The following is a 26,285-nucleotide window of genomic DNA, read 5'->3' on the forward strand; positions in this document are numbered from 1 at the left end:
TCTACTCATTGTGTGGGGCGGTCGCTGCGTTCAGTCAGGTTCTCCTTTAACTCGACGCTCATCGGCATCTTGAGATTCACGCCGCGCGATGGGATCGGCGATTCGAACCACATTGCGTAGAGACGCGTGAATTCGCCGCTCTTCATCAGCCTTGCGAGCGTGCCATCGACGAGCTGCTTGAACGTCGGATCATCTTTTCGGACCATGCACGCATACGGTTCGATCTACGCCGTCTTACCGACGACCTCCCACGTATGTGGATCGCTCGCGCTCGCACGCAGCCCTTAGAGCAGAACGTCGTCGAGTGCCAGCGCTGCTGCCCTGTCGTTCGCAACCTCTCGCAGCGCATCTGCGTAATCTTTTGTCAGCACTATGCCCGCGTCGACGTGCTGTGCGTCGAGTTGCCGACGTAGCGCCTTCTCGTTGGTGCTTCCCCCGACGGTGACGACAACCTTGTGTGCGAGGTCGGAGTAGTCACCGATATGCGATTCACGCTTCGCCATCAATCGCGTGCCGGCATAGAAATAGTTGGTTGAAAATGTCACTTTTTTGCCGCGCGCCGATGTATTGGTCGTCGACCCACACTCCAGATCAATTGAGCCGTCGATGAGCAACGGGATCCGGATCCGGTTCTGCCCGGTAACAGGCATATAAACGGTATAGAGATCCGGCCTTCGAAGTGCCTTACGTACATCGTCAACAATCGCTTCGGTCAGATCCACCGAAAAACCAACGGCCTTATGCGGCGTTAGCAGATAGTTGAACGGTATCGCAGACTCCCGGTAGGAGACGACGATCTGGTTGCTTCGGGCAATCTTGTCCAATGTCTGCGCGTGTGAGAGCGTCAGCGCGGCATGACCGACAAACAATGCGATGAGCGCCTGATGGAGTCGATTAATCACGATGCCTCCCAGGTCGGGATATACCGTTGGGTTAAGAGCTTCCATTTGAGATGCGTTCCGACCGGGAAGGCGGGTTGAATGGCGTCGGTGACGAATTGAGCACGAACGACATACCAGAACGACCATACGGTCGAAGCGGGGGCATCTGGTTGATTCAGATCACCGGCGCCGTTGCCTTGGAACGGGGTTTCGCCATTGACGCAACTGAAGCGTTGAGCAAAATTGAAGGCTGTACCTTTGAACCTTGCTGGCGGCGTCCTGCCGGTTCTTCCCCGGTGCCAGAGCGCGGGCGCTACAACTGCTGCCCCGTGACCGCTGGCACCCAGCTAGAGATGGCCAGCATTCACCGCACCGGAAGGCCTACTTTATGAAACCCGAAGCACTTTTCGACGACTCTGAGAATCCGGAACATTCGCCAGCCGAGCGATCCGCTGTTGCTGCCCGCAGCACATGGGTGAGCGTCGGCGTCAACCTGTGTCTTACGCTTGCTCAGGTCATCGCCGGCGTCTTTTCCCAATCTCAAGGCCTGATCGCCGACGGCGTTCACTCGTTGTCCGATCTCGTCTCCGACTTCGTGGTGCTCTTCGCCAGCCGTCACAGCGGGAAGAGCGCCGACGATGAGCATCCCTACGGCCACCAGCGTTTCGAGACCGGCGCGTCCTTGGCGCTCGGCGGCCTGCTGGCTGCCGTGGGCGTGGGCATGCTCTGGTCCGCGGTTCACAAGCTCGAAGATCCCGCAACCGTACAGCGCGTTCATATTGCCGCTCTCTGGGTAGCGATTGGCGCATTGATTGCGAAAGAGCTCTTGTTCCGTTACATGCTGGCGGCGGCGACGCGTGTGAAGTCAAGCATGCTCGTCGCCAACGCATGGCACGCCAGGTCGGACGCTGCCTCGTCACTCGTTGTGGGAGTTGGCATTGTCGGAAATCTGGCTGGTTACCCGATACTGGATCCGATCGCGGCACTGATCGTCGGATTGCTTGTCGTTAAGATGGGATGGGACTTCGGCTGGGATGCCCTGCATGATCTGATGGACCGTTCGGCCGACGAGCATGAGGTAATCGCCGTCCGCCAGACGCTGCTCGCCACGCCCGGCGTAATCGGCGTACATGATCTTCGCACGCGAAAAATGGGCGATATGATTGTGGTCGACGTGCACATCGAGGTCGACGCTGCGATCTCCGTTGAGGCGGGACACGAAATTGCGGTCGCTGCGCGCCAGCACGTGCTGGCGCGCCATCGCGTGCTGAATGTCATGACCCATGTGGATCCGCGCAAGTTGAACGAGGTCGACGGAGCCGCTATACAACAGGGTGTGTGACAACCCGAACTACGCCCGGTGCGCTCTTCAAACAGCAAACCTCTTGATCTGCGGAGTCCGGGAACAACCGCGCTTATCGGCGGTAGTTGCCAGTCCTGCAGGTAATCCGATCACCGGCCGTCGTGCACTTCACTGCGGCGAGGCGGGAGGCTGCGTTGAATACTGCTGTTGCCACATCATGTTGTTCATCATTTCCTGTTGCATCTGCAGGTATTGGTCGGTCATATACTGACGCTGCCGCAGTTGCTCGGGACTGAGCCTGGAGTAGTACCCTCCCATATGGCCCCAGCCGCCGCTCATCATCCCCTGCCCCATCATTCCCTGCCCCATCATTCCCTGCCCCATCATTCCGTGCCCCATCATGCCGTGCCCCATCATGCCGGAGCCCCACATCCCGTGCATCGTGGTCATCGCACTTTGCATTGTCGCCCAGTGTTGCTGCAGAAGCTTCTGGCGTTCCTTCGGATCCTGCGTCTGTCGGATCTGGTTCATCTGCGCCTGCATCGTCTTCATCTGCTCCTGGAATTGAGCCAGATTCTTGTCGAATGCCGCCATATCCGTGCTCTGGGCCTTTGACGTGCCTTGTGCGGCAGTTGCGTCCTTTGACGCCGCATGGAGCATCGGCGAACTCAACGCAATGCAGATTGCGACAGGGAACAGAAGCTTTTTCATGGAAGTCTCCGCGGTGGCGGCAAGCGGGGTTGAAGCTGTCCTTATTCAACATTACCCGCCGATCGGCGCCACCCCTTGACGCGCATCAAAGGATTGACGCGCTGCGTGCACGGTCTGCACTCCCGCAAAAAAGTGGGAGGAGGCGTGATTTCCGCCGTTATGCGCGTGCCGCTGACGGACTTCGGAAAGCTGAAGCCGGAGCCGATGCGCTGTTACAGCAAACGCATCGTGAGCAAACAGCGAGATTGAGCGTTAAGACTCTGGTAAGGAAGTTCACCCAGGATGATCAGCATCTACCGGAGATTCTCGTGAGCAAATCGCCTCTCTCGCCGCAGGGTTTGTACGGGGCACTTCTGCTGGTCCCTGCCATGACTTCAATGTCGATAGCCAACGCTGCCACGCCATCGGATCTTCTCGGCTCTTACCGTACCCAGTCGGGCAATGCGGAAGCGGACCCGTCGCGTGGGCAACAGTTCTTCAATGCGTCACATGGCCATGAGTGGCGTTGCGCTTCGTGCCACGGCGCAGTGCCCACGCAGGCTGGCAGGCATGCTGTCACAGGCAAGTCGATCGGACCTCTAGCCCCTGCGTTCAACCCGGAGCGCTTTACGGACGCCTCCAAGACCGAGAAATGGTTCCGTCGCAATTGCAACGACGTCGTCGGACGTGAGTGCAGTGCAGCCGAGAAGGCGGATCTGCTTGCGTGGCTTTTGACGCTGAAGCCGTAGGCGCCTTTCTCCACTATCGAAAGTACTTTCCGCCGGAGCGCTTCCCGTGCTTTTTTTACCTTGTGCCCCGTCCTGTTCATGTTTGTGCCGTCGCGCTTGTGGCTGCCCTGACGGCCTCGATCGCTGCGGCCGAATCTGAACGGACGTTTAGTCAGGTCAATGTGCTGCCCAGGTATCGGCAGGAGTGCGCAACCTGCCATCTTGCCTATCCGCCGGGCATGCTGCCTGCCGCGTCATGGCAGCGCATTCTGGACAACCTGCAGCACCATTTCGGCACTGATGCGTCACTCGACGCAGACTCCGTCAGGCAGATTTCGACGTGGCTCGCCGCAAATTCGGCAGCAGACGCGGCCGCGCACGCCGCTCCGCCCGAAGATCGCATTACCCGCTCTCACTGGTTCCGGCAAGAGCATGCAGAAGTGCCTGCCGCGGTATGGAAGCGGCCCATGATCAAGAGCGCGTCAAATTGCGCGGCCTGCCATACCCGCGCCGAACAAGGGAACTTCAATGAACACTTCATCCGCATACCGCAATAGCAGCAGCGCAGGCGATACGACGCAACGTCGCATTTTGGTCTGGGACGCGCCCGTACGGCTTTTCCACTGGCTGTTCGCGGCCTGCTTTGCCGGTGCATGGCTCACCGCGGAAAGCGAGCATTGGCGGCTCGTCCATGTCGCGCTAGGCTACACGGCAGGAGGTCTCGTGATCTTTCGACTGGCATGGGGGCTTGTCGGAACGAAATACGCCCGTTTTTCGAGCTTCGTTCGCGGCCCCGCCTCCGTGTGGCGCTATCTTCTTGGGATATTGCGTGGCCATCCACAACGCCATGTCGGGCACAACCCGGCCGGCGCCGTCGTCATCGTCGCCATGCTAGCTTTGGCATGCGCATTGACCATGACGGGCTGGGCGACCTATAACGATGTCGGAGGAAACTGGCCAGGTGAAGTGCACGAGGCTTTGGCCAGCATCATGCTTGCGCTGGTTGGCGTACATGTGGCCGGCGTCGTCGTGAGCAGCTGGCTTCATCGGGAGAACCTGGTCGGCGCGATGCTGAGCGGACATAAGTCCGGGCACCCCGACGAAGGCATCAAGCGCGTGTGGCGAACCGTCGCGGCGATTGTGCTCGCCAGTGTGCTTGCGTTCTGGTGGTGGCAGTGGCAAGTCGCACCTGCGCCAATAGCGCCCGGTAGCAACGCAGCGACTTCACACCAGACCGACCGCGATGATGCCGATTGATGCCCCTCAAAGGTCAAGGACATAATGCGTATCCTGCTCGTCGAAGACGATCCGTTGCTTGGCGATGGAATTCGCGCGGGCCTCCGGCAAGCGGGGTTCCAGGTCGACTGGGTTCGCGACGGCCAGGCGGCCGAAACGGAACTGCGTACCCAGTCCTATGCTGCAGCAGTGCTCGATCTCGGACTTCCGCTCAAGGATGGTATCGACGTGCTGTCGTCGGCCCGTCGCGCGGGCGTGACCATGCCCGTACTGGTGCTGACCGCACGCGACACGGTCCCCGATCGCGTCCGTGGACTCGACATCGGTGCCGACGATTACGTCGTCAAGCCCGTCGATCTCCTGGAGCTCGCAGCCCGCCTGCGAGCGCTCGTGCGCCGCGCACACGGTCAGCCGGCGGAAAGACTGGAGGTGCAGGACGTCACACTCGAACCGGCAGCAAGGCTTGTCTACCGGAATGGAGAACCAGTCACCGTCTCCACGCGCGAGTTTGATCTGCTGTATGTGCTGATGCTCAATGCGGGCCGTGTGATGTCGCGCGAACAGCTGGAACAGGCCATGTACGGCTGGGGTCAAGAAGTGGAGAGCAACGCAGTTGAAGTGCACATCCATCGCCTGCGCGCCAAGCTCGGCAGCGAGCTGATCAGGACAGTTCGTGGCGTCGGGTACGTACTGATGCGAGAGGGCTGCGTTACGTGATGATCCTGAACACCGCGGTAATCAGCCATACGCCGATCACGCCACCGATGACCAGGACGAGCAGACGTCCCTGCAATGAGCGAGGCAGGTCATTTGGCGTGACGCCCGCAGCGAGCTCGACGAACTGCTCGACAGTCACCTCGCACAGGCAGCAGCGTTGCTGATCGTCCCTTGGGTGCATACGGATGAGGCACCCGTGTATCGATCTCGTCATCGTCGTCAATCGATTGGGTCTGCTGGTGTCGCCTTCCAGATCTTTCATGAGGGGCAGGCAGTCGTGCGTTCGGCCAATGCACCGACCGAGCCCATGATTCCCGCCAATGGTGAGTTCGGGCAGGGTTTCGCGACCGTGCAGATAGGCGGTGACGCGTGGCGCGTATTTTCTGCGCGCGGGACGGCGCGTCTATGTCGGTGAGCGTATCGATTCGCGCACCGCAATACTGCTAGCGGTATTACGCGGTACGCTGTGGCCCATGGCTGCCGCTCTGCCCCTTCTTGGACTTGCCACCTGGTGGGCCGTGCGGCAAGGGGTGACGCCGCTCAAGAAACTGGGCCGAAGCATTGCCCAGCGTGGCCCGGATGATCTTGCTCCCGTCGTGATGCCCCACCCCCCTGCCGAGCTGTCCCCGGTGCTCGACGCGCTCAATCAGCTCTTCGAGCGTATCCAGACGGTATGGGAAGCAGAACGCCGGTTCACTGCGGACGCCGCACATGAATTGCGCACGCCTATTGCGGCGATTCGGACGCAGGCTCAGGTTGCGCTGGCCGAAACGGATGACGCCCTTCGTCAGCACGCGTTACGCGCCACTCTCGAAGGGTGTGATCGCGCGACGCGTCTCGTGAACCAGCTGCTGGTGCTTTCAAGACTCGAGTCCGGGGCAACCCTCGCACTCACGAAGGTGGATCTGAGTGCGCTTGCACAGCGCGTCGTCGCAGAACTGGCGCCAACGGCGATCGCGAAGCAGCTGTCACTGGAATTCGAAGGCGAAAGACCCTGCCACGTCACAGGCGACGAAATGTTGCTCGCGGCCCTGGTGCGCAACCTCGTGGACAATGCCATCCGTTACAGCCCGTCTGGCGCATCCGTGTTGATCAGAACGACGACAGATGGCGCCAACGCTTCCCTGTCGGTTGGAGACAGCGGTCCAGGACTCGCCGATGCGGATCGCTCTCGGTTGGGTGAGCGCTTCTTCAGGGTTCCGGGTACCAACGAAAGCGGAAGTGGTCTTGGCTGGTCGATCGTCCAGCGAATTGTCGACCTTCACGCGGCAACCGTCGACGTGCGTCGCTCGAAGTCCCTCGGGGGTCTCGAAGTCGAGGTAAAGTGGCATGCTGGCAATGCTTGATCTGAATCAAGGCGCCATACCCACAAGGCGTGACCATACCATTGAGGAGTCTTGGATCAAGGGTATCCATAGTCTGCACGATCAAACAGGTGGGAGGTGCACATGCGAATCAGGCTACAGCTGATCAGCGCGATTTTTACGACGTTTCTTCTTGGCGTATGCGCTGTCGCTTACGCAGACGATCTCTCGCACAGTGTCACTGCACACGGTCTCACTGTTCACTACGGCGTGATTCCGTCCAGCAAGCTGGGAGAATCCGGATCGAACGCAGCAAGCAACATCACCGCTCCGAGTCCCAACCAGTACCATCTAACCGTCGCAATCTTTGAGGCGGCCACGGGCAGACGCGTGAGCGACGCCACCGTACTTGCCAGCGTCAAAGGCCCCCGCGCCCACGATACACATCTTCACACGAAGCCTGTCGAGAAGCGTCTGGATGCCGTCAAGGTGGGCGGCGCCGTCACTTACGACAACGACTTTCAGATGCCGTGGAGTGGCATTTATCACGTTGATCTGACTGTTACGCAGAAGGATCAGCCGAAGCCGACAAAGATCCGGTTCAACTACGACCATCGCTTCTGAAGTTGGTATGTCTCCCGGCTATGCCGGCTTGAGCGAGCCGCGGCAAAAGCGTCCGGCTTGACGGATGGCGGTCGATAACCTTACTGGGTAAACCATGAATTCGAACGGACCCGACGACATCAATCCTGCATTGCCACGCCGAGTACTCATCGCCGTTGATTCATCGAAAGCATCGCGGAACGCGCTCGCGTACGCGAGTCACCTCCTGCCGCACGGTGGCGAAGTCCGGCTCGTGAGCGTGGCCGAGAATCCGCATACACTCTTTCCGAGCGGTCGGCATGTCAGCCACACGCTGGATTCAGTGCGCGAAGAACTGCTGAAGGATGCGGCCGCGGCGCTCGAACAGGCGCAAGCTTTACTGGCGTCATGTGACGTACACATCGAGACGGAAGTGGTTGACCTCTCGAAGCGCGGCGGGGTCGTTGTTCAAGCGTTGGTGAATGCAGCCAATGCATGGCAAGCCGAGCTGATGGTCGTAGGCGCGCGCCACCACCATGGGCTGACGCGCTGGATTGAGGGGACCGTCTCCGAGGCGTTGTCAAAACTTCTGCACTGCCCGCTGCTTGTAGTACCCGAAGCTATCACGTCGAGAACGAACACTGCCGGAGCGCATCCTGTTCGCGGTCGACGGAAGTCCACATGCGGCAACCGCGCTGCGCTTTGGAGTGCGGTTTGCGGCACCCGACGCTTCTTTGCGAGCCATCTATGTGATCGATCGCGCGGTGTGGCTGAGCGACTTCGTTCCCATCGACGCACTGGAGGACGCTTTCTTCGATGAAGGCAAGCATGCACTCGCGGCCGCGGAGCCGGTTCTTTCGCATGTGTCGATACGGTCGAGTACCGCACTTGTGAAGACGCGTCGTACCAGCGACGATGTGGCCCATACCATCGAAGCCAGCAACTGTCACGCGCAATTGATTGTGATGGGCACGCATGGCAGGCGTGGTATATCACGTTGGCTGTTTGGTAGCGTTGTGGGGCGAGTCGCGCATCTTGCGCAATCGCCACTACTGCTCGTCGGCACACAGGACGCCTGAGCCGCAGCGCACATAAACCAATTGTGATTTCAATTATCGTCGGACCAAACCGGCACTGCCGCGCCAGTGCCGTTGAATTCAGACGGAATTCCTATATTCGCGGTCAGGATGCCGGGTAATCGACCCTGATGTATTTCGCTGCCCACAACGATACCAGCGCACACATACAGGAAATCGGTCTTTACGCTCCTTCCCCGAGCGTATGGAACAGTTCCTCTTCCTGGGCACAATGCAGGCGTACGATCGCATCGAGTCCATACAGCAGGCGCTGGATTTCGCGGATGCTATCGGGATCGGGTCCCGCGGCCGGCACTGTGTCCGTCATCTGCCGAAGTAAACGGGAGATCCGGAAGATTTCTCGGTGCATGGCGCTCATCGCCGCCATCGGGTCTTCTCCACCGAGAAGGGTTGCAAGGCCCGGATAGACTTCCAGGTCGTCGTGCTGTTCATGCGGAACGAGCTTGTGTGCGAGCAAATCGTTCATGCTGGCCAGGGCGCCCGCCACGGATGGTCCCGGCAAACCGGGCAGTTTGTCCGCGAGTTCCCTGATCTGTTCGATTACTGGGCCAAGTTCAACATGCTCGGTCTTCAAGCGATCTTCGTCATCACGGGCAAGGCGGCCCACCATTGCCGTCGAACGGATCCGCAACGCGCGTAGCGCGTTCGCGATGACGGCCACATCAATGATCTCCTGAAGCAACGCGCCCGGCAGGGGCGGCAGAAACCCGAACGCGGCGACGATCATTGCCGCCACCGACAGTGCAATGCCCGCCATCACGCTCTGGACGGCAATTCGCCGCGTGTGTTTCGCCACCCGAAATCCCTCGACAAGCCGGTCCAGCCGGTCGACCAGCAGCACCACGTCCGCCGCCTCGGAGGACGCCGCCGCGCCTCGTGCGCCCATCGCAACACCGACGTCCGCAGCTGCAAGCGCGGGCGCGTCGTTGATGCCATCGCCAACCATGACGACTGGCCCTTCACGGCGTGCCGTCTGGATCGCTGCAAGCTTGTCCGCCGCAGACAGCTCGGATCGCACCTCCGTGACGCCCAGCATTGCCCCCACCGTTTCGGCCACATCGCGTCTGTCGCCCGTGAGCATGACAAGCCGTTTGATGCCCTCGTGCCTGAGCAGCCGCAGCGCGCGTGGGGTTTCAAGCCGGATCTGATCAGCCATCTGCAGCGCCCCGACCATGCTGCCGTCCACCCCGACGAATACGGCGGAAGCGCCCTCGTACGTCAGGCGTTGAAGGAAAACTTCGCTCCAGGGTGCTGGCGTCGCGAGCGACGCCACAAAGACATAAGAGCCGATCGCGACGAAATGGCCATCCACTTCGCCCTTTACCCCGGCACCCGGCTGCTCCTCGACCCGGCTGGGTAGTGACAAGACGAGATTGCGCTCGCGTGCAGCCGCAGTCACCGCTTCGGATATGACGTGCGCAGATGCCTGGCCAAGAGATGCAGCAAGGCGCAGGACCGTCTCGGGAGACGTGCCGGTAGCGGCTTCAATTGCGACGAGGCGTGCGTGCCCTCCCGTCAGCGTTCCTGTTTTATCGAAGAACAGCACGCTCGCTTGCGCGAGCCTTTCCAATGCAGCCCCACCTTTGACGAGCACGCCGCGCTTCGCGCAACGCGACATGCCGGAAACAATGGCCACAGGAACCGCAAGAATCAGCGGGCACGGGGTTGCAACGACAAGCACCGCAAGCGCCCTGGTGATTTCTCCGGAGATCAGCCAGCTACCCGCGGCAAGTGCAAGGGCGGCAAACACGAACCACAGCGCGTAGCGATCGGCAAGACGGCTTGCCGGACTGCGCTCGCGCTGCGCTGACTGCACCATTCGCACGATTCCGGCGAACGTACTGTCTGCCGCGCTCGCGGCAGCGACCATCTCGAACGCCGCGCCGACACTTACGACGCCGCTATTGACCGGTTCGCCGGGTGAGCGTTGCTGGATGAGGGACTCCCCGGTGAGCGTGGACTCATCCAGTTGAGCGTGGCCGATTAGCGAGCCATCGACAGGAACGAGATCACCGCTTCGGACCAGCAGACGATCGCCGGGATGTACCGCATCCAGTTCGACACGGCGCCACTCACCGCCCTCAAAGCGGTTGGCGTGACGCGGAGCGCGACTTAGTAAGGCAGTCATTTCGCGGTGTGCCCGCGCCTGTGCGTACGCTTCGAGCGCCCGTCCGCTCGCCAGCATCAGCGAGATCACGGCGGCGGTGAGAAACTCGCTGAGGCCCAGTGCGAAACCGATGGCAAGAAGTGCGAGCACATCGACGCCCGCTTCATGCCGTCGCAGCGTCTTGACGGTCGACACCAGCAGCGCCAGCAGGACAGGCAAGGTTCCAACGGCCCACAGTACCTGCGCGAGCGCGGCGTGTCCGAGCGCGGCAAGCACGATGCCCGTTACGAGGCTTCCGGCCGAGACGGCCAGCAGGACAAGCTCGACTGAGTGAAACGGACGTGGCATGGCGGAAAGATCACAAGGGGTTCGAGTTTCAAACAAAAAAAGCTGGAGCCGATTTGAAATCGCTGCTTTCAGCATAAGGTATGAATGCATCCGTGCGGTACCCGGCCTGCGTCGAATCGATATTTCCGGGAAGATCAGACTGCAGGCTCACCGCGAAACATTGAACGTCGATGTGACGAGCTTGAAACTGATTGCGCGGATAATCGAACCGACCCGCCCACACAACACTCGAGCCGCAGGGAGCATGCAGCACGTAAGACTTTTCTAGCGTGGCAGAACTCGGGCATTATTTGTCAGAGTGCCGGGTGGATATACGATCACGATCTGATTGCCGTCAGGACCGTCGAGCATCTCCGCTTCTTCGGAATTGCGCTGTCCGATTTGCACAACATGCTGTATAGCTCGCTTGCGCTCGACGGTGAAAACGCACCATTGCTCCCCACAACGGAATAGCGCGCCGATGGGAAGTTTTATCACGTCAGATCGTTCCCAGACCACAATCCTGCCCTGAACCCGATACCCGTCGTTCAGCCGGCCCGGGGGACCCGACAGGTCCGCGATGACATGCACCCGCTGCTCTTCAACCCCCAGCGCCGAAACCTTTGTAAAAGCGCCCGGCTCGACCACCCGCACTTTTGCATCGATTGGCACAGGTCCGCCCCAGTCCTCGACTGACATGCGCATCCCGGGACTGATCTTGACGGCGTCCGTTGAGAGCACATCAACGACGACTTCATAGCGCGATGGATCAGCGAGCACCATCACGGCAGCGCCGGCCGACACGACCCGTTCGCTCCGTTCGTCAACCCGCAGGAGCACGGAATCGACAGGAGCGCGGACTTCCACGGGCTGTCCGGCTTCCAGTGCTCTCAGATTCGCCTTCGCGGCTCGCACTTCTGCTGCCGCAGATGTCGCGCGCGCGCGGGCCGCATCGAGATCGCTCATGCCCGATGCTTCGGTGACGCGGAGTTGTTCCAGCCCCTGCTTCGAGATGCCGCCATATTCGATCAATGCCTTGCCTCTCTGATACTCCCTGTGCGCCTGTTCGAGATCGGCACGAACATGATCGACGTGCGCCTGAGCCTCCCCATAAGCGGCTTCCGCCGACTCCACATGGGCACGCTGCTCCGCACTTTCACCGGGCGTCATAGGGACGGGCACCAGCACCGCGATCACCTGTCCCGCACGCACATGATCGCCTTCGCGCATGGTGACGCGCAGCAGGCGGCCGGTAATCGGCGCCGTGACGACATAGCGGTCATGTGCCCGGATTTCCCCGTCCTCGTCGATCGTGACGCGAAGCGCTCCCCGGCTCACCTGTGCCGTATCGACAACGACCGGTTTCGGCCAGAACGCGCCCGCCAGGACCGCGGCAGCTGCAAGCGTCGCGACAGCGATCAGTGACGCCGACCGGATCCCGTTGCGCTTCATGATTCGCGCGCCTTGAGGACCGCGACGATATCGAGGCGCCTGATCTTCCACGCCACGACCAATCCGGAGCAAGCCACCGAGCCGCCGGTGACGAGTAGCGCGTACGCGAACGTCGGAGCTTCGATGACAAGCGGCAGACGGTACAGATCGGTGGCCAGGCCTCGGACCAGCAACGCGCAGATGCCATATCCGAGCAACAGACCGATAGGCGCTGATGCCGTAGCAAGCACGATTTGTTCGCCAAGGAGGATCCGGGCGACTTCTGCGCGGGTGAAGCCAAGTATGCGCAACGATGCCAGTTGCTGTGCGCGTTCCGAATAGGCGATACGCATCCCGTTGAAAGCAACCCCGAAGGCGATGATGCAGGCGAACACAAAATTGATTGTGGTCGAAAGACGCACGCTTTCGTCCATGATCTTGCGGAAACTGTCTATTACCGTTTGCCGGACGGCCACCGTATTGACGGCCGGCATACGCTTGAGCGTGCCGTACAGAGGCTCCAGCGCGCGCGCATCAGTCTGCAGCCACGCCCCTGACCAGTTGCCGCTCTCGTCAAGCAGCCGCGCAAGGGAATGCTGATCCATGTACGCCCGAATGCCCACCAGCTCTCCGACCTTACCCGTCACCATCACCTGTCGCGACTGGCGCTTGCCCTCGAGCAACTCCACAGTGATCCTGTCACCTGCGCGCAGTCCCAGCGCGTCCGCGAGTTGTGACGAGATCAGCATCCCGTCCGGGGGCACGCGCAACGGCCGACCCTGTTCATCGACGAGGCGATGCATAGCTGCCGTCGTCGAGATTCCGCTGAGGTTGATCCGGCGAGAGCGGTATCCATAGGAAAGTCTGACCGGCACATCGCGAAACGGCTCGACCGTCAACACGCCGGGCAAGCTTTGGAGCGCGAACAATGCCCGATGCGACAGTGGCTGTGCAAAAGTGATGGTCACGTCCTGACGTTCAACGCGTTGAAACTGCACATCGAAGAGATAATCGATAGCATCGAAAAAGAATCCCCCTATCACGAGGATCGCGCTCGCACTGGCAATCGCAAGACAGGAAAGCGCAGATTTGACGGGCTGCCGCGCGATATTGCGCACAACCATTCGCCCGGTCACGCTGAGGTGCCGGGACATTCCAGTCCGCTCCGCCCAGCCTGCGGCGAATGCGGGTGGCAATACGGGACGTAGTGCTTCGACGGGCATCAATCTCGCAGCCTTCGCCACGCTTGCCGCCGTGCCCGCAGCTGCGGTGACGAAACTCACGGCAATGACAGAGATCATGACTGATCCGTCAGCCTGGTACTCGAGACGGGCAAAGCGATAGTATCTCGCGTACATGTCCGTGAGATAGGATCCGAGCCCGAGCCCGGCTGCCACGCCGATCGCGGTTCCCACCGCCGCGATCAGCGAGGCCATATGGAGATAGTGCAGTGCGACCCGCGCGTTTCCGTATCCGAATGCCTTCATCAAACCGATCTGTGTGCGTTGGGTATCGATCAGCCTGCTCAGCAAACTCTGTAACAGAAACATGGCCACGCAGAAAAAGATCGCAGGCACATACGTAGATGTGGTGCGGTTCTGTGCGATTTCGTCCGAGATGAAGCGATGCGATAGCTGATCTTCACGCGTGATTGCACCGAGCCCGCCATAGCGTGCCAGTTCGCGGTCGACCCGGGCGATCACGTCCGATACCCGGCTGCTGTTGTCGAGTGCGATTGCCAGGTCGTTGAACGCCCCATCCATGTTGAATGCAGCCGACGCGGCGTCACGCCCCATCCAGATGACACCGTAGTGCCGATTGTCCGGAAAAATGGACCCGGCTCCTGCTTCATAGACATACTCTGGCGAAAGCGCGATACCGACGATCTTGAGCTCTTTCCAGCGACCGTTCAATACAGCCCCGACGTGCTGCCCCACATCAAGATTGTTTGCTTCCGCGAAAGCAGCACTCATCAGCACCTCATCGTCACGACCCGGCGACACATATCGGCCACTTCGCAGATGCAGCAGGTTGAGCACCGGCCAGGAAAACTCGGGAATCGAGACGAGATGCCCGGTCGCTGGCTCATCGAGACCGGGCACGTCGAGCGTGACATCAGACACGACGCGCGGATCGACGCGAGCGACACCGGGCAGCGACGCGATACGCGATGCGACTGCGACTGGGGCGCGCTTGAGCGTTACGAACAGGTCGGCGAAGCGGTAAGACATGTAATAGTCCTGCTGCGCCGTCAGCAGACTCAAATACGTCGTGCGCATGGCGACGAATGTGGCCACGCCGCAAGCCACGATCAGCACTGCAGCACATGCTTGCGCCCGCATGTGCCGAAGATCCCGCCATAGAAGACGTGTCAGGACACTTACCATGACAGATCCCGGGCTCGCGAACGCCTCGCGTTTCGACGATCTTCGACGATTGTGCCGCTGCTCATGCGCACGACCCGATTCGCCATGTCAGCGATGACAGCGTTGTGAGTAACGACAATTGTCAAGGTCCCGAACTCACGGTTGACGCGTTCGAGTACTTCGAGCACAACCCGCCCCGTCTGGAAATCCAGCGCGCCCGTTGGCTCGTCGCACAACAGGACATCGGGGCGTTTCGCTATTGCACGGGCGATCGCGACCCGCTGCTGTTCACCGCCCGACATCTGGGAAGGAAAATGATCGGCAAGTGTGCCGATGCTGACCATATCCAGGGCGACGTCGGGATCAAGCGGCTGATCTGCAATCTCCGTCACGAGCGCCACGTTTTCACGTGCGGTGAGACCTGGTATGAGGTTATAGAACTGGAACACGAAGCCGACGTGTTCGCGACGGAATCGGGTAAGGTCCCGGTCGGGCACAGAGTCGAGGCGATGGTCGCGGTAATTGATAGTGCCGGCCGTCGGCGTATCGAGTCCGCCCATCAGGTTCAACAACGTGGATTTGCCGCTGCCCGACGCGCCCAGCAGAACCACAAACTCTCCAGCTTCCAGTTCCAGCGTCACGTCGTTGAGCGCGTGCACGCTTACGCTCCCCATCGGGTAGACCTTGCTGACTGCATTGACGGAGAAGACGGTCTCCATTATTCGCTCAACATTAAAGCAGCAAGGTCTGTCAGGGCGGGCAACTGGTCACCACTTCCGTGATCCAGTCAAGATCTAGAATTGCAACCCTGCTCCTCGCGCGTCACCGTTTGATTTGCGTCACTGCTTCCCCTTGTCAGTGAGCTCAGGCTGGCGGAACCGACGCAGATCCACCGGACACGGAGTTACTGTGTAAATCTGTGCAAATCTCCGCGAAATGCCTGCGCGGCAACGCCACGCATGATGATCAAGGTGTGCGGCACCCGGTACATAACTGCATGACGTCGTGCCTGTCTGGATCCTCCCAGGAAAAATGAACATCGATGCCGCCTCGCACCGGAACCACGACCTTCCTTGTTTCTGTTACGTGTCTGTCACGCGCAGAGATCTGGTACTGGCCTGCAGGCAAATGTGCGAAGAGGAATGGGCCTGCCGTCCTTACAGCCAGAAGAGATCGGGTTCCAGCGTAGATCCTTACATCGACATCGGAGAGGTAATGACCAGACTTCGCCGACAGCGTGACCCGCAGGTTGTATTTGGGTGCGACCGAATGGAAGGCCTTGACTTCATCTTCTCCGATGCCGCCTGTTAGATATCGGATCCCGTTTTGCACTGCTGGCGCCGGCAGCGGCTGCGCCGACACGCTGGCACACAGTATTGCCCCAACGAGAAGTGACGTTGAAAATACTCTCGCACGAAAAATAGACATGGTTACCTCCCGGCCCGGCTTCTCGAGCGTGTGGCACTTGTCACGCATACCCGCACGGCGGCTCCGACCTGGTAAAAAATTGTTCACCACACCAGCATGGCGCCCGGGACGAATCATCGTTTGACGTGCGTCAAGCTCCAATGGATGGCGCGACGTAGTGTCGTTCTAAAGGTCTGTGAAAGAAGTTCGGGTTTGACGTCGGCACCCAACCGTGTTGAGGAGAATGTCATGCAACGATATCTTGTGCTGCAACGCACTCTGCCGATAGCGGTAGCGATATGCGCGAGCCTGGCAGCGCACGGCGAAGAACTTGCCAGAATTTCAACTCATTCGCAACGGTATGGCGGCGAAGTAGAAATATCGGCATATGATGATCCCCTCCTGAAGGGCGTAACCTGCTACCTTTCAAGGACCCACGAAGATAACCAGTTCGGTAATCCCCAAACGGGATCGATATCCCAGGCCGATGCTTCCTGTCATCAGGTTGCGAAAGTGAGCGTAACGAGGCAGGTGCCAAAACAGGCCACAGTGTTTGAAGAGTCGCAAGACCCGATCTTCAAAGCTCTGCACGTGATCCGCGTCCTCGATTCAGAGCGGATGGTAGCGCTTTATTTTATTTACACAGAAAGTGAACTGGCCGGCAATCTTCCCGGCCATATTGATGTCATCCGCCTGCCCGCACGTGGCAAGCAGACTGGGGAATAGACGCAACATATCTGAAGCCCGCGATTTTTGCCGCAGTGACCGCTAGCGTGTCAATCCGCGTTCTGCCAAATAACGTACTGCAGCACCGCAAACGCCGCGATGGCGATCAATGCAATGAAGGCACATCCGATAAGAAGCCACCTGCCCATGTCGTCACCTTGGAGACGGGCCCCGACTGGATCCGGGGCGATCACCACGCGGATTACATCGGCCAAGTTTAAGCTATCACGGGAGTTACACGAGTTATTGATTCAGATCAAACTGGGAGGAAGATGCCAGCTTGTAACTATGCCTGGTACACGCGCGGTCCGCACGTCGGTCGAGCCTGGTCGATCACCCGATGTGCTACATAGCGCAGACCTGGTACGTTCATGTCCTCCTTGCTGGCGAAGAAGCGTAGAAGGGTAGTCACGGAGTAGCGCCTTGAAAGTCGAAAACAATCGCCGCCGGGGTCGACGAACCAGATGGGCCTTTGCGATTGCTGTAAGCACGTTGTTGGCGATCGCCGCAACCTGGCTGAGTGCGATCGTCGATCATCCAATCAACACCGCAATCGTGACGGGAATGATGTCGCCTGAGTGCCGAAAAGTGGGACGCATAGTGCCGGGCTCCGTGCTTTTCGCGTCCCCACCCGACGACGATATCTGCCGCTCGTACTTTCTATATCGGGCGACAGACCACAACGCCGCCAGTGACGTAACCTCTTACACAAGTTTCGTTCTCCACGAACGCGTCGCCGAGTTTCGCAAGCGAATCGGCTACGTGTTTTTGCTAGGGTTGTTCGCGACCGGTGTCATCGTCGGTGGCGCCGCCCTTCTCCGAAGATTCTTTAGAAAGCTGCCGCGTCACCAGTAGCCTGATGGTTTGGCGTTGGTAGATCAATCACAACGCTCCGCTGGCACGCCATTTAGACTTCCGACGACCGACTCCGCCAGACGGCGAGAATTGGATGCGAGGAACACTTTGCGTGGGCATAAGCCCGGAGTTTATGAGGGTCTTGACACACGTCAATCCATCCGGACACATGAAACCTATGCTAGGTCCATGGCGACACAAATGCGGTTTCTGGAGGAGTCGTGTTGAAAAGCGCAGCGATCGTTGGCCTTTTGATACTGCCCGGAGCCTTCTTCGTCCTCGGAGTGGCCTGCATTCATCCACGCCTTCGCAGGCAGATCGCCAGCCTCAGCGGTCTATCCGCTCCATTAACACGGGCGCGGGATGCGTATCTTGGAATCTGTACAAAACTCCCGTTGCATCGGGCGCACCGCGCCAGGAAAACCGGAACGTGAAAAGCACAAGTGGTGCGTCAGTTGCACAGTCGTTGTTGCGTCGGCGCCTGCCACATCGAGCACATCCCGCCAACCATGACTCACGCAGACACGATAGACCCCCATAGGGCAGAGCCGCCTGTTGCAGCTATCGATTCCAAAAGCGTTCGAACGCTGCCCGCAATGTTCGATCTGGCCTGCACGCGTTACGCCAGACGCCCGGCGTTCAGTTCATTCAATCATACGATTGAATATCGGGACGTTGCGCAATATGTGCGCCGTTTCTCGGGGTTTCTCATCACCGAATTCAGACTTGAGCCGTCCGAGCGCGTGGCGCTCATCTTGCCGAACGGCTTGCCCTATGTAGTGGCTTTCTTTGGCGTACTCGACGCTGGACTTATCGTCGCAAACGTCAACCCTCTTGCAACACCCCGTGAGATTCAGATCCAGCTATCTACGGCGGCAGTTTCAGCGATCGTGGTACTCGAGAATTTCGCCTGGAAGCTCGACGATATTCTTGATGAGAATCAGGCGAAAGCAGTCGTATCCGTCGCGGTGGGCGATCTGCTTCCGCTGCGAAAGCGTGCCGCCATCGACTTTGTGCAGCGCGTTGTTCGAGACTCGATTCGCCCAACAAAGCGTAGGTACTGGACATTCAGTGCCGCCTTGTCGCGCCAGTACCCCAAAGCGCGAAATCGACCCTCTGCCTCCCTCGACGATGTGGCGCTGTTGCAGTTCACTGGAGGCACGACAGGCACCCCGAAGTGTGCAATGCTCACACACCGTAACCTGAGCTCCAACGTTGCTCAGATCCGCGCATGGCTGGGTGAGGCGTTTTGTTCTACGCCTCAGACCGTTCTCACGCCGCTGCCGCTTTTTCATATCTTCGCGCTGACTGCGAGTCTGCTGACGTTCGTCGAGCTTGGAGGACATAATGTGCTCGTAATGGATCCGCGCGATATCGCTGGGCTCGTAAGAACCTTGCGCCGCACCCGGCCCACCGCCATGTTGGGCGTAAGCACGCTGTTCCGCGTCCTTATGAATGCACCACATTTCCGCGCTATCGACTGGTCGTGGCTGCGCCTGGTCATCGGTGGCGGCGCAGCGATTCAGCCGTCCGTTGCCGCACGATGGCAGACAGAAACGGGAGTGCCGATCGTGGAAGGGTACGGGCTGACCGAGGCATCACCGGTCGTATGTGTAAATCCGGCGAATGCAAAGCAATTTTCCGGATCGGTGGGATATCCATTGCCTTCAACCGAAGTCAGCATTCGCGATGACGACGGCGCCCTGGTCGCCGCGGGGAGCATCGGCGAAGTGTGGGTCCGGGGACCGCAGGTCATGCGCGGTTACTGGATGAAGCCTGACGAAACGGCCAAGGCCATCTCGCACGATGGCTGGCTTCGCACAGGGGACGTTGGTTACTTCACTGCTACGCAAATGCTCGTGCTCGTGGATCGCAAGAAAGACGTGATCATCGTGTCGGGTTTCAAGGTGTATCCATCCGAAGTGGAAGACGTGGTGTCCGCGCTCCCCGGCATAACCGCCGCGGCGGCAATCGGCGTGCCGGATGAGCGGACGGGACAGGCCGTGAAACTATTCGTCGCCCCGTCTTCGACTGGCCTCACCGCGGCTGAAGTGCGGGCGCATTGCCGCGCTAGCTTGAGCGCCTACAAGGTTCCCAGATTCGTTGAGTTCCGCGATACCTTGCCTCTGAACCAACTCGGCAAGGTACTGCGCGGCGCATTGACTGGATGAGCGCGAGATACAACCGCAGGGAAAACGAAGATCGAATTCACCGAAGAGTGGAACTCCGCGATTGACCACGCTCATGCGCTCTCCTGTCACTACGCCAATACCGACATCCCGACGCCGAAGCGGTTACGAGACATGAACGACGATGCTGCCTGCCAATCATCGGCCTGCGCCCCGCGGTTGCTCGAGATAGTCGATGCCTTCGCGGCAGAAATAAGTCCGGGTGGACACAAGCTGCCGCGTGCCACGCTGGACAGCCAGTTCGAACGTGATCTCGGGCTGGACAGCCTCGCTCGGACCGAACTGCTCAGCCGCATTGAGAAAGCGCTCGGCGTGCGCTTTCCACTTGATCTGTTTGGGCAGGCGGTAACGCCACGTGATTTACTGCGTTTCCTCGAGGGGGAAACATCCGGGCGGTCCACATCCCCGATCGGTGCCATCGAGCTTGGCGCGCCGGACGGTGCACTGGACCCGCCCACTGATGCAAGAACGCTGGTCGACGCACTGCAATGGCATGCATCGCGACGCCCCGAACGCACTCACATCGTGTTTCTCGACGAGGAGCCGTCGTCACATACGATGACCTACGCAGCGCTGCATCAGGCCGCCCTTCAGGTATCGCGCGGGTTGCGCCAGCTCGGCGTCAATCCCGGAGATACCGTCGCACTGATGCTGCCAACAGGCAGCGACTATTTCGCATGCTTCGCTGGCATACTGCTCATCGGCGCCATCGTGGTGCCCGTATATCCGCCCGCACAATCCGCACGGGTCGACGATCACCTGGCGCGGCACGCGGCGATTCTTTCTGATGCGCGTGCACGCGTCATGATTGTGCCTTCACACGCGTTTGGAGCCGGCCTTCTGGCCAAGGCCAGGATACCGACATTACATGAGATCGTTGCGGCACCTCAACTAATGGGCGAGGTGGATACCGAACGGTATGTCCCGCACGCTGAAGACGTCGCCCTGCTTCAGTACACGTCCGGCAGCACTGGCACGCCAAAAGGCGTCGTGCTCACGCACGCGAATCTGCTCGCCAATATCCGGGCGATGGGTCAGACTGCCCGAATCGAGGAGCACGACATCTTCGCAAGTTGGCTTCCCCTGTATCACGACATGGGTCTGATTGGAGCATGGTTCGGCCCGCTCTACTTTGGGATCCCATTGGTTCTGATGTCCCCGCTGACGTTTCTTGCACGTCCGGCGCGCTGGCTGCAGACAATCAGTCATTACCATGCCACCATTACGGCAGCGCCCAACTTCGCCTATGAGCGCTGCACACGCAGGATCGAGGACGCCGATCTCGAAGGCGTCGATTTGTCCTCGTTGCGCCTTGCATTCTGCGGCGCGGAGCCCGTCAATGCGTCCACCATGCGCGCATTCAGTGCGCGCTTTGCCAGCCATGGGTTCAGGCAGAGTGCCCTGACCCCTGTCTACGGCCTCGCAGAAAACACGCTTGGACTGGCGTTTTCGGAGCCTGGCCGAGGCGTGCGGACAGACTGTATCAGTCGCGTCCGACTGGCTGACTCGCAGCGTGCAGCACAAGCAGAATCTCCTGATGACGTGCTCGAACTGGTGTCGTGTGGACGCGCGTTGCCCGGCAACCAGATTCGTATTGTCGATGCCGACAGCAATGAGGTATCCGAAAGATCGGTCGGCAGGATTGAATTCCGCAGTCCCTCCGCGACACGTGGGTATTTTCAGAACCCCGTTCTGACTGCAAAGCTGATTCACGATAGTTGGCTCGATACCGGCGACCTGGGATACATGGCCGATGACGAGCTGTTTATCACGGGCCGCGTGAAGGATCTGGTGATTCGGGCCGGGCGTCACTTTTTTCCGTATGAGCTGGAAGCGGCCGTTGGGCGTCTGCCTGGCGTACGAACCGGTTGCGTGGCGGTGTGTGGAACGCCCGACATTGAGACAGGTACCGATCGACTGCTCGTCATCGCAGAGACTCGCGCAACTGCCCCGGCCACGCTCGCGTCGATACGCACTGGCATCAACGAAGCCTCTGTAGCCCTGCTAGGCGCTCCGCCAGAAGAAGTCGCTCTGGTTCCACCGCACAGCATTCTAAAGACATCCAGCGGCAAGATCCGCCACGCTGCCACTCTTGATCTGTATCTACGCAGTCGCGGGGACCTCCTGCCACGCCCGCCATGGCGCCAGTGGCTCGACATCGGCGTGAACACGATACTGCCGATCGGCCGACGGCTCCGAACTGCCGGCGGACGCTTCGCTTACGGTGCATGGTGCTGGATCAGCATCATGCTTGTAGCGATACCCGCATGGTTGATGACTGTGTGGCACCCGGACGCGAAGCGAAACTGGAGGATTGCATCGCGCGCCGCACGACTAGCCCTGCGGCTGACAGGAATTCGCGTGACCGTACGCGGCGCCGATCTCATTGACAGCGCACAGCCAGCGATTTTCGTTGCCAATCACGCGAGTTATCTGGACGGGCTGGTGCTACTCGCGGCCCTCCGCATCCCACTCGGTATTGTTGCAAAACGTGAGCTGACCAGCGCACCGCTCCTCGGCCGCTTCCTTCGCGCAATAGGCGTACGTTTCGTCGAACGCGCAGACTATCGGCGCATGGCCGACGACGAGCGTGAACTGGTAAAGCACGCAATCGCCGGAACTTCGCTGCTCTTCTTTCCCGAAGCAACCTTCGTCAGATCCGCGGGTCTGCGGCAATTTCGGCTCGGCGCTTTTATTACCGCATGCGTTTCGCACCGGCCCGTGATTCCTGTCGCAATCGCCGGCACGCGCGTTGTGCTGCCGGATGGACAGTGGTTGCCAATGCGAGCCGGTATCACAGTTACCGTGCTTCCAGCTCTGGCACCGTCGGGAGAAGACATGAAGGCTGCGGCAGATTTGCGCGACGCCACCCGCGACGCGATCGCCGCTTGTTGTGGAGAAAGAGTGTTGAGCGAAATTTCTCCACTGGAGATACCCACTCACCACGACGCCCCATGACCGACGCGGTACCACGCTTCGCTGCGCGACACACTCCCACTTGATCTGGATCAAGCGAATCATGCGTTGCTACGTGGACCATACATCTTGACCCAGCCTGTTTCCGGTGAGCGCGGGTGCCACGACTGTGTTTCTCCCGAATACAGTCCGCCAGAGGTTAAAGCGTTGAAGGAGAGAATTCATGTGGGCGCGTGACGTGATGACAACGTCGGTCATTTTCGCTACCCCCGAGATGAGCGTACGGGAGGCCGCAAGGCTCCTCGTCGAACACTCGATCAGCGCGGTGCCGGTAAAGACTGCCGACGGTAAGCTCATTGGCATCGTCAGCGAGGGGGATCTGGTGCACCGTGGCGAAATAGGCACGGGCGGCCGGCGCCGCTCCTGGTGGTTGGAGTTTCTCGCATCTAGCCGTGAACTGGCTGGCGAGTACGTGAAAGAGCATGCTCAGATAGTGAAAGATCTGATGACTGTCGACGTCATCACCGTAAACGAGGACACGCCTCTCTCGGAAGTTGCATCTCTGCTGGAGCGGCATCGCATCAAGCGCGTTCCGGTGTTGAAAGACGGCAAGATGACAGGTCTGGTGAGTCGCGCCGACCTCGTGCGTGCGCTCGCAAGCAGCACGCACGACAACAAACAGACGCCGGTCGTACGAGCCGACGCAGAGATACGCGAGGCCATCTTGAATGCGATGTCTGGCCAACGTTGGGCGCTATCGCGAGGGCAGGTGATCGTCAACGAAGGCGAGGTACACCTCTGGGGTGTGATCCTTAGCGAGGAGGAGCGCAAAGCCGCGTGCATCGCGGCGCAAGGCGTCCCGGGCGTCAAACAGGTCGTCAGCCACCTTGACTATCCGGTGGTGCTCCCGGCGATGTGACCTCGCGAACGACCTGTTGATCTGCCGCCCAACATGCACCGCGCAGACATGGACTCAAGCTCCCGGTCTACCCGTTGCCATCTCGTTCCACCGGAGACCGGCTCACCGCTGCGTGTATCGAGGGAAATTTTAGACGGCTTCCTGATGGCCGACGGCAAGCGCGAATACCTCCAGACACAGGCAAGCAGTCTGTTGCTCGCAAACGGGCGTTGTCGCGATCAATTCGGCCGGAGGTTCGTTCGAAGTAGCGGTAACGTCGCTGTCACTTCCAGGGCCTGAAGGTGGGCTGCCAGCCTGACTGCTGCCGAGATTTAACCAGGTAGTCAGCACGTGTTTGATTCAAAGGGGATTTAAACAGGGCCGCAAGGCAGAGCCGCGCCGCGCCTAGATGCCCCTAACTGGAAAATTGCTCACAAATCAAAGTCACACCATCTCGCCTGGATCCGCCGGGCCACGATCCAGGTCTAGGGAGTCATCGTCCGACGCGGAAACTGGAACGGAGGCCTGAAGCGTAGATGAAAGGCAGACGAGTTAGCGAAATCGTCGAGGAAATGGGACGTGGCCAATTCGTTCCTCATCGCATGGCGGAACCCGGCGTTCTCAGGGGCGAGTGGAGCAGCAGGCGGCACCAGCACCAGCATAAGCCAGAGGCTCCAGTCCCCGTGGACTCGACACCTGTGCGCTCCTTCGCGTAAGGCGCCGCGCCCGTTGAGAGACGGCCTGCGGTCGGCCGTGCGCGCCGCGGGCAGGGCGCCCCCGGCGTCTTCGCTACCGGGAGATCCGGCTACTCTCGAACGTACCCCAGCTCCCGCTGGTGACGGATGGACAACAACAAAACATTGGTATCCGAGTGCGCATACAAGATCAGATAGGATCGCAGCACGTACTCGCGCAATTCAGGCAGCCCAGCTTCGACGGCCAACCGCAACACACGCGCCAACCGCACTTGGCCCTCGATCGAAGTGGTGGTGAGCGCGCCGGCGGGACGACCGATTTTGGGATGGAGAGCTACGAGATCGCCAAAACGATATATCTCGCTCCACAATTGTTCGATTCGGCCTGGTGCCGACGCTAGGTCTTGCTGCAACATGAATTCCTGAATGGTCTCCAATCGCTCCTCAAGGGTCTCTGCGAAACCAACTTGCGTCATTTTTTCTTGGACTCAGCGCGGCGGCGCATCGTGTCGCGTAGTTCCTGCAGCGGCTTGATCCGACCAGCGAGCGCATCTGTGAGGCCCTTCTCCGCATCATCCAGCATGACCAGACGACCGTGCTCGGCTTCGAGCGCGTGGTAGTAATCCAGCTTCCGTGCGTCAACGAGGGCCACATATGCAGAGCCGTTCTTCGTCAAGACCTTCTCGGCTCCTGCCACGACGTCCTCGGCGAGTTCGGTGAGGCGTGCGCGGGCCTCGGTAATGGGTACCACATCATGGGTGCGGAATGACATCATGGATCCTGTACGGAATTCGTTAAGGCTAAGCTATGAGAATTTCTACGGCAAGTCAAGGTTACGCTGGCGATCTAGCGGTTCGATTTTACATAATTTAATTTATCAACATTTCTGTATGTAGATGATTTATAATGCCTGCGGGTTGCTTTCCGTTGTCAGGCTCGATAGTCAGCGTCGGCGCGCATCCACGCATGATGCTATAACTGATGCAATATCGCATCAAATCGGAGTCGAAATGAGAACCACCGTTACGATCGACGACAGTCTTTACGAGCGTGCCCTTGAGCTTGCCGATCCTGATATGGATAAGGCCGAACTGTTTCGGGTTGCGATGCAGACGTTTGTTCGCGTTCAGGCCGGTAAACGGCTGGCAGCCTTGGGTGGCATCGAGCCGGATATGTCGGAAATTCCGCGGCGCCGATCGGAGCCGTCGGCTCAATGAGCGTCCTTATCGATACATCCGTCTGGATTGATCACTTCCGCCGCGTTAATACGAGACTTGTACAACTGGTTACCAGCGATCAGGCGCTCACGCATCCAGTGGTGCTTGTTGAACTCGCCTGCGGCACGCCGCCTGCGCCCCGCGCACGGACGCTCCGCGACATCGGGTTGCTACAACATGCGACGCACGCGACATGGGCCGAGGTAATGGAGTTGATCGAGGCAAGACAGCTTTACGGTCGAGGTTGTGGCAGCAGCGACCTTACGCTGCTTGCGTCAACCTTGATGACTCCAGGGGCGTCACTCTGGACCCTGGACAAGCGCCTTGCCCAGCTCGCCGGCGAACTCGACATCGCGTATATGCAAGACATTAACTAGAAATGTTGTGCGCCAAGAACGTCAGTCGGCAGACTGACGTAACCAGTTCTGCGATCAATGGCCTGGTAGCTCTCCCTCGCCGACTTCTGAGAGCCTTCCTCCATTCCTGACGAGACAACACCGCGGTGGCCTGGCGCAATCGTGAGCGAAATGTCGTTCAAACATCGAACATGACTTCCACTAGAGTTACATCTTCTCACTCGCCAGGATTAGATGATGACTCGAGCCTTCGTCTC

The 26,285-nt window shown here is 59.6% G+C and carries 22 protein-coding genes and 3 pseudogenes; 16 read left to right on the forward strand and 9 right to left on the reverse strand.

Translation table 11 applies throughout. The features are described from left to right. Positions 1–5 precede the first annotated feature (5 nt). Positions 6–902: pseudogene (locus H3V53_RS30090) on the reverse strand (transporter substrate-binding domain-containing protein). 367 nt (positions 903–1,269) lie between these two features. Here H3V53_RS30090 and H3V53_RS30095 point away from each other — a divergent pair. Beyond that, entirely contained in the window at positions 1,270–2,223 is a 954-nt protein-coding gene (locus tag H3V53_RS30095) for a cation diffusion facilitator family transporter (protein ID WP_336600983.1), read from the forward strand. Between the two features lie 129 nt (positions 2,224–2,352). Here H3V53_RS30095 and H3V53_RS30100 read toward each other — a convergent pair whose 3' ends face one another. Further along, the gene (locus H3V53_RS30100; protein ID WP_336600984.1) at positions 2,353–2,895 is read right to left on the reverse strand and encodes a hypothetical protein; all 543 of its coding nucleotides are present in this window, start codon (positions 2,893–2,895) and stop codon (positions 2,353–2,355) included. Between the two features lie 75 nt (positions 2,896–2,970). Here H3V53_RS30100 and H3V53_RS30105 point away from each other — a divergent pair, with 75 nt between their 5' ends. From H3V53_RS30105 to H3V53_RS30145, 8 genes and pseudogenes are all read left to right on the forward strand, one after another. After that, positions 2,971–3,144 (forward strand): hypothetical protein, encoded by a 174-nt coding sequence (locus H3V53_RS30105; protein ID WP_229517691.1) that lies wholly within the window; start codon positions 2,971–2,973, stop codon positions 3,142–3,144. A gap of 59 nt (positions 3,145–3,203) precedes the next feature. Further along, on the forward strand, positions 3,204–3,623 hold the full coding sequence (locus H3V53_RS30110; RefSeq protein WP_416365660.1) for a DUF1924 domain-containing protein: 420 nt from the start codon (positions 3,204–3,206) through the stop codon (positions 3,621–3,623). A 62-nt stretch (positions 3,624–3,685) separates the two neighbouring features. Beyond that, the gene (locus tag H3V53_RS30115; RefSeq protein WP_419539594.1) at positions 3,686–4,159 is read left to right on the forward strand and encodes a diheme cytochrome c; all 474 of its coding nucleotides are present in this window, start codon (positions 3,686–3,688) and stop codon (positions 4,157–4,159) included. Beyond that, entirely contained in the window at positions 4,131–4,859 is a 729-nt protein-coding gene (locus tag H3V53_RS30120) for a cytochrome b/b6 domain-containing protein (RefSeq protein ID WP_336600985.1), read from the forward strand. Before H3V53_RS30115 ends, H3V53_RS30120 begins: the two co-directional genes overlap by 29 nt. A 24-nt stretch (positions 4,860–4,883) precedes the next feature. Next, positions 4,884–5,555, forward strand: a complete 672-nt coding sequence (locus H3V53_RS30125; RefSeq protein ID WP_336600986.1) for a winged helix-turn-helix domain-containing protein — start codon at positions 4,884–4,886, stop codon at positions 5,553–5,555. 91 nt (positions 5,556–5,646) lie between these two features. Continuing rightward, positions 5,647–6,901 (forward strand): annotated as a pseudogene (locus H3V53_RS30135) (ATP-binding protein); the annotation flags it as partial. Positions 6,902–7,003: 102 nt separating this feature from the next. Further along, a complete protein-coding gene (locus tag H3V53_RS30140; protein WP_336600989.1) occupies positions 7,004–7,483 on the forward strand; it encodes a hypothetical protein in 480 nt (159 codons plus the stop codon). 94 nt (positions 7,484–7,577) lie between these two features. After that, positions 7,578–8,520, forward strand: a pseudogene (locus tag H3V53_RS30145) (universal stress protein). Between the two features lie 181 nt (positions 8,521–8,701). Here H3V53_RS30145 and H3V53_RS30150 read toward each other — a convergent pair. The 5 genes from H3V53_RS30150 to H3V53_RS30170 form a co-directional block, all read right to left on the reverse strand. Continuing rightward, on the reverse strand, positions 8,702–10,993 hold the full coding sequence (locus H3V53_RS30150; protein ID WP_336601004.1) for a heavy metal translocating P-type ATPase: 2,292 nt from the start codon (positions 10,991–10,993) through the stop codon (positions 8,702–8,704). Between the two features lie 264 nt (positions 10,994–11,257). Then, a complete protein-coding gene (locus tag H3V53_RS30155; RefSeq protein WP_336600990.1) occupies positions 11,258–12,424 on the reverse strand; it encodes an efflux RND transporter periplasmic adaptor subunit in 1,167 nt (388 codons plus the stop codon). Continuing rightward, positions 12,421–14,721 carry an ABC transporter permease gene (locus tag H3V53_RS30160; protein WP_336600991.1) on the reverse strand — a complete coding sequence of 767 codons (2,301 nt, stop codon included), beginning with the start codon at positions 14,719–14,721 and terminating at the stop codon, positions 12,421–12,423. Before H3V53_RS30160 ends, H3V53_RS30155 begins: the two co-directional genes overlap by 4 nt. A 62-nt stretch (positions 14,722–14,783) precedes the next feature. Beyond that, a complete protein-coding gene (locus tag H3V53_RS30165; protein ID WP_060608121.1) occupies positions 14,784–15,488 on the reverse strand; it encodes an ABC transporter ATP-binding protein in 705 nt (234 codons plus the stop codon). A 247-nt stretch (positions 15,489–15,735) separates the two neighbouring features. Further along, positions 15,736–16,197: a carboxypeptidase regulatory-like domain-containing protein gene (locus tag H3V53_RS30170; RefSeq protein WP_336600992.1), complete on the reverse strand. Its 462-nt coding sequence runs from the start codon at positions 16,195–16,197 to the stop codon at positions 15,736–15,738. A 228-nt stretch (positions 16,198–16,425) separates the two neighbouring features. Here H3V53_RS30170 and H3V53_RS30175 point away from each other — a divergent pair, with 228 nt between their 5' ends. The 5 genes from H3V53_RS30175 to H3V53_RS30195 all read left to right on the forward strand — a co-directional run bounded on the left by H3V53_RS30175 (position 16,426) and on the right by H3V53_RS30195 (position 23,781). After that, positions 16,426–16,902: a CreA family protein gene (locus tag H3V53_RS30175; protein WP_336600993.1), complete on the forward strand. Its 477-nt coding sequence runs from the start codon at positions 16,426–16,428 to the stop codon at positions 16,900–16,902. 423 nt (positions 16,903–17,325) lie between these two features. Next, on the forward strand, positions 17,326–17,757 hold the full coding sequence (locus H3V53_RS30180) for a hypothetical protein (RefSeq protein ID WP_336600994.1): 432 nt from the start codon (positions 17,326–17,328) through the stop codon (positions 17,755–17,757). Between the two features lie 596 nt (positions 17,758–18,353). After that, on the forward strand, positions 18,354–19,928 hold the full coding sequence (locus tag H3V53_RS30185; RefSeq protein ID WP_336600995.1) for an AMP-binding protein: 1,575 nt from the start codon (positions 18,354–18,356) through the stop codon (positions 19,926–19,928). A gap of 132 nt (positions 19,929–20,060) precedes the next feature. Beyond that, complete coding sequence (locus H3V53_RS30190) at positions 20,061–22,904, forward strand: AMP-binding protein (protein ID WP_336600996.1); 2,844 nt, start codon at positions 20,061–20,063, stop codon at positions 22,902–22,904. A 181-nt stretch (positions 22,905–23,085) separates the two neighbouring features. Beyond that, positions 23,086–23,781, forward strand: coding sequence for a CBS domain-containing protein (locus H3V53_RS30195; protein ID WP_336600997.1), 696 nt, complete (start codon positions 23,086–23,088; stop codon positions 23,779–23,781). A gap of 784 nt (positions 23,782–24,565) precedes the next feature. Here the strand turns inward: H3V53_RS30195 and H3V53_RS30200 are convergent. Together H3V53_RS30200 and H3V53_RS30205 are read right to left on the reverse strand one after the other, a co-directional pair. Next, a complete protein-coding gene (locus H3V53_RS30200; protein ID WP_336600998.1) occupies positions 24,566–24,892 on the reverse strand; it encodes a hypothetical protein in 327 nt (108 codons plus the stop codon). A gap of 35 nt (positions 24,893–24,927) precedes the next feature. Further along, complete coding sequence (locus H3V53_RS30205) at positions 24,928–25,227, reverse strand: type II toxin-antitoxin system prevent-host-death family antitoxin (protein WP_336600999.1); 300 nt, start codon at positions 25,225–25,227, stop codon at positions 24,928–24,930. 238 nt (positions 25,228–25,465) lie between these two features. Between H3V53_RS30205 and H3V53_RS30210 the strand changes: the two genes are divergently transcribed. Both H3V53_RS30210 and H3V53_RS30215 read left to right on the forward strand, forming a co-directional pair. Further along, complete coding sequence (locus H3V53_RS30210; protein ID WP_336601000.1) at positions 25,466–25,672, forward strand: type II toxin-antitoxin system VapB family antitoxin; 207 nt, start codon at positions 25,466–25,468, stop codon at positions 25,670–25,672. After that, on the forward strand, positions 25,669–26,049 hold the full coding sequence (locus H3V53_RS30215) for a type II toxin-antitoxin system VapC family toxin (RefSeq protein ID WP_336601001.1): 381 nt from the start codon (positions 25,669–25,671) through the stop codon (positions 26,047–26,049). Before H3V53_RS30210 ends, H3V53_RS30215 begins: the two co-directional genes overlap by 4 nt. The last annotated feature ends 236 nt before the right edge of the window (positions 26,050–26,285 follow it).

Origin of the sequence: Paraburkholderia bengalensis (genome assembly GCF_037126505.1) — a bacterium.
Lineage (GTDB): Bacteria > Pseudomonadota > Gammaproteobacteria > Burkholderiales > Burkholderiaceae > Paraburkholderia > Paraburkholderia bengalensis.

Coding starts and splice junctions, on each gene's coding strand:
- H3V53_RS30095 (WP_336600983.1), top strand. CDS start 1,270: ATGAAACCCGAAGCACTTTTCGACGACTCTGAGAATCCGGAACATTCG.
- H3V53_RS30100 (WP_336600984.1), bottom strand. CDS start 2,895: ATGAAAAAGCTTCTGTTCCCTGTCGCAATCTGCATTGCGTTGAGTTCG.
- H3V53_RS30120 (WP_336600985.1), top strand. CDS start 4,131: ATGAACACTTCATCCGCATACCGCAATAGCAGCAGCGCAGGCGATACG.
- H3V53_RS30125 (WP_336600986.1), top strand. CDS start 4,884: ATGCGTATCCTGCTCGTCGAAGACGATCCGTTGCTTGGCGATGGAATT.
- H3V53_RS30140 (WP_336600989.1), top strand. CDS start 7,004: ATGCGAATCAGGCTACAGCTGATCAGCGCGATTTTTACGACGTTTCTT.
- H3V53_RS30150 (WP_336601004.1), bottom strand. CDS start 10,993: ATGCCACGTCCGTTTCACTCAGTCGAGCTTGTCCTGCTGGCCGTCTCG.
- H3V53_RS30155 (WP_336600990.1), bottom strand. CDS start 12,424: ATGAAGCGCAACGGGATCCGGTCGGCGTCACTGATCGCTGTCGCGACG.
- H3V53_RS30165 (WP_060608121.1), bottom strand. CDS start 15,488: ATGGAGACCGTCTTCTCCGTCAATGCAGTCAGCAAGGTCTACCCGATG.
- H3V53_RS30170 (WP_336600992.1), bottom strand. CDS start 16,197: ATGTCTATTTTTCGTGCGAGAGTATTTTCAACGTCACTTCTCGTTGGG.
- H3V53_RS30175 (WP_336600993.1), top strand. CDS start 16,426: ATGCAACGATATCTTGTGCTGCAACGCACTCTGCCGATAGCGGTAGCG.
- H3V53_RS30185 (WP_336600995.1), top strand. CDS start 18,354: ATGTTCGATCTGGCCTGCACGCGTTACGCCAGACGCCCGGCGTTCAGT.
- H3V53_RS30190 (WP_336600996.1), top strand. CDS start 20,061: ATGAACGACGATGCTGCCTGCCAATCATCGGCCTGCGCCCCGCGGTTG.
- H3V53_RS30195 (WP_336600997.1), top strand. CDS start 23,086: ATGTGGGCGCGTGACGTGATGACAACGTCGGTCATTTTCGCTACCCCC.
- H3V53_RS30205 (WP_336600999.1), bottom strand. CDS start 25,227: ATGTCATTCCGCACCCATGATGTGGTACCCATTACCGAGGCCCGCGCA.
- H3V53_RS30210 (WP_336601000.1), top strand. CDS start 25,466: ATGAGAACCACCGTTACGATCGACGACAGTCTTTACGAGCGTGCCCTT.
- H3V53_RS30215 (WP_336601001.1), top strand. CDS start 25,669: ATGAGCGTCCTTATCGATACATCCGTCTGGATTGATCACTTCCGCCGC.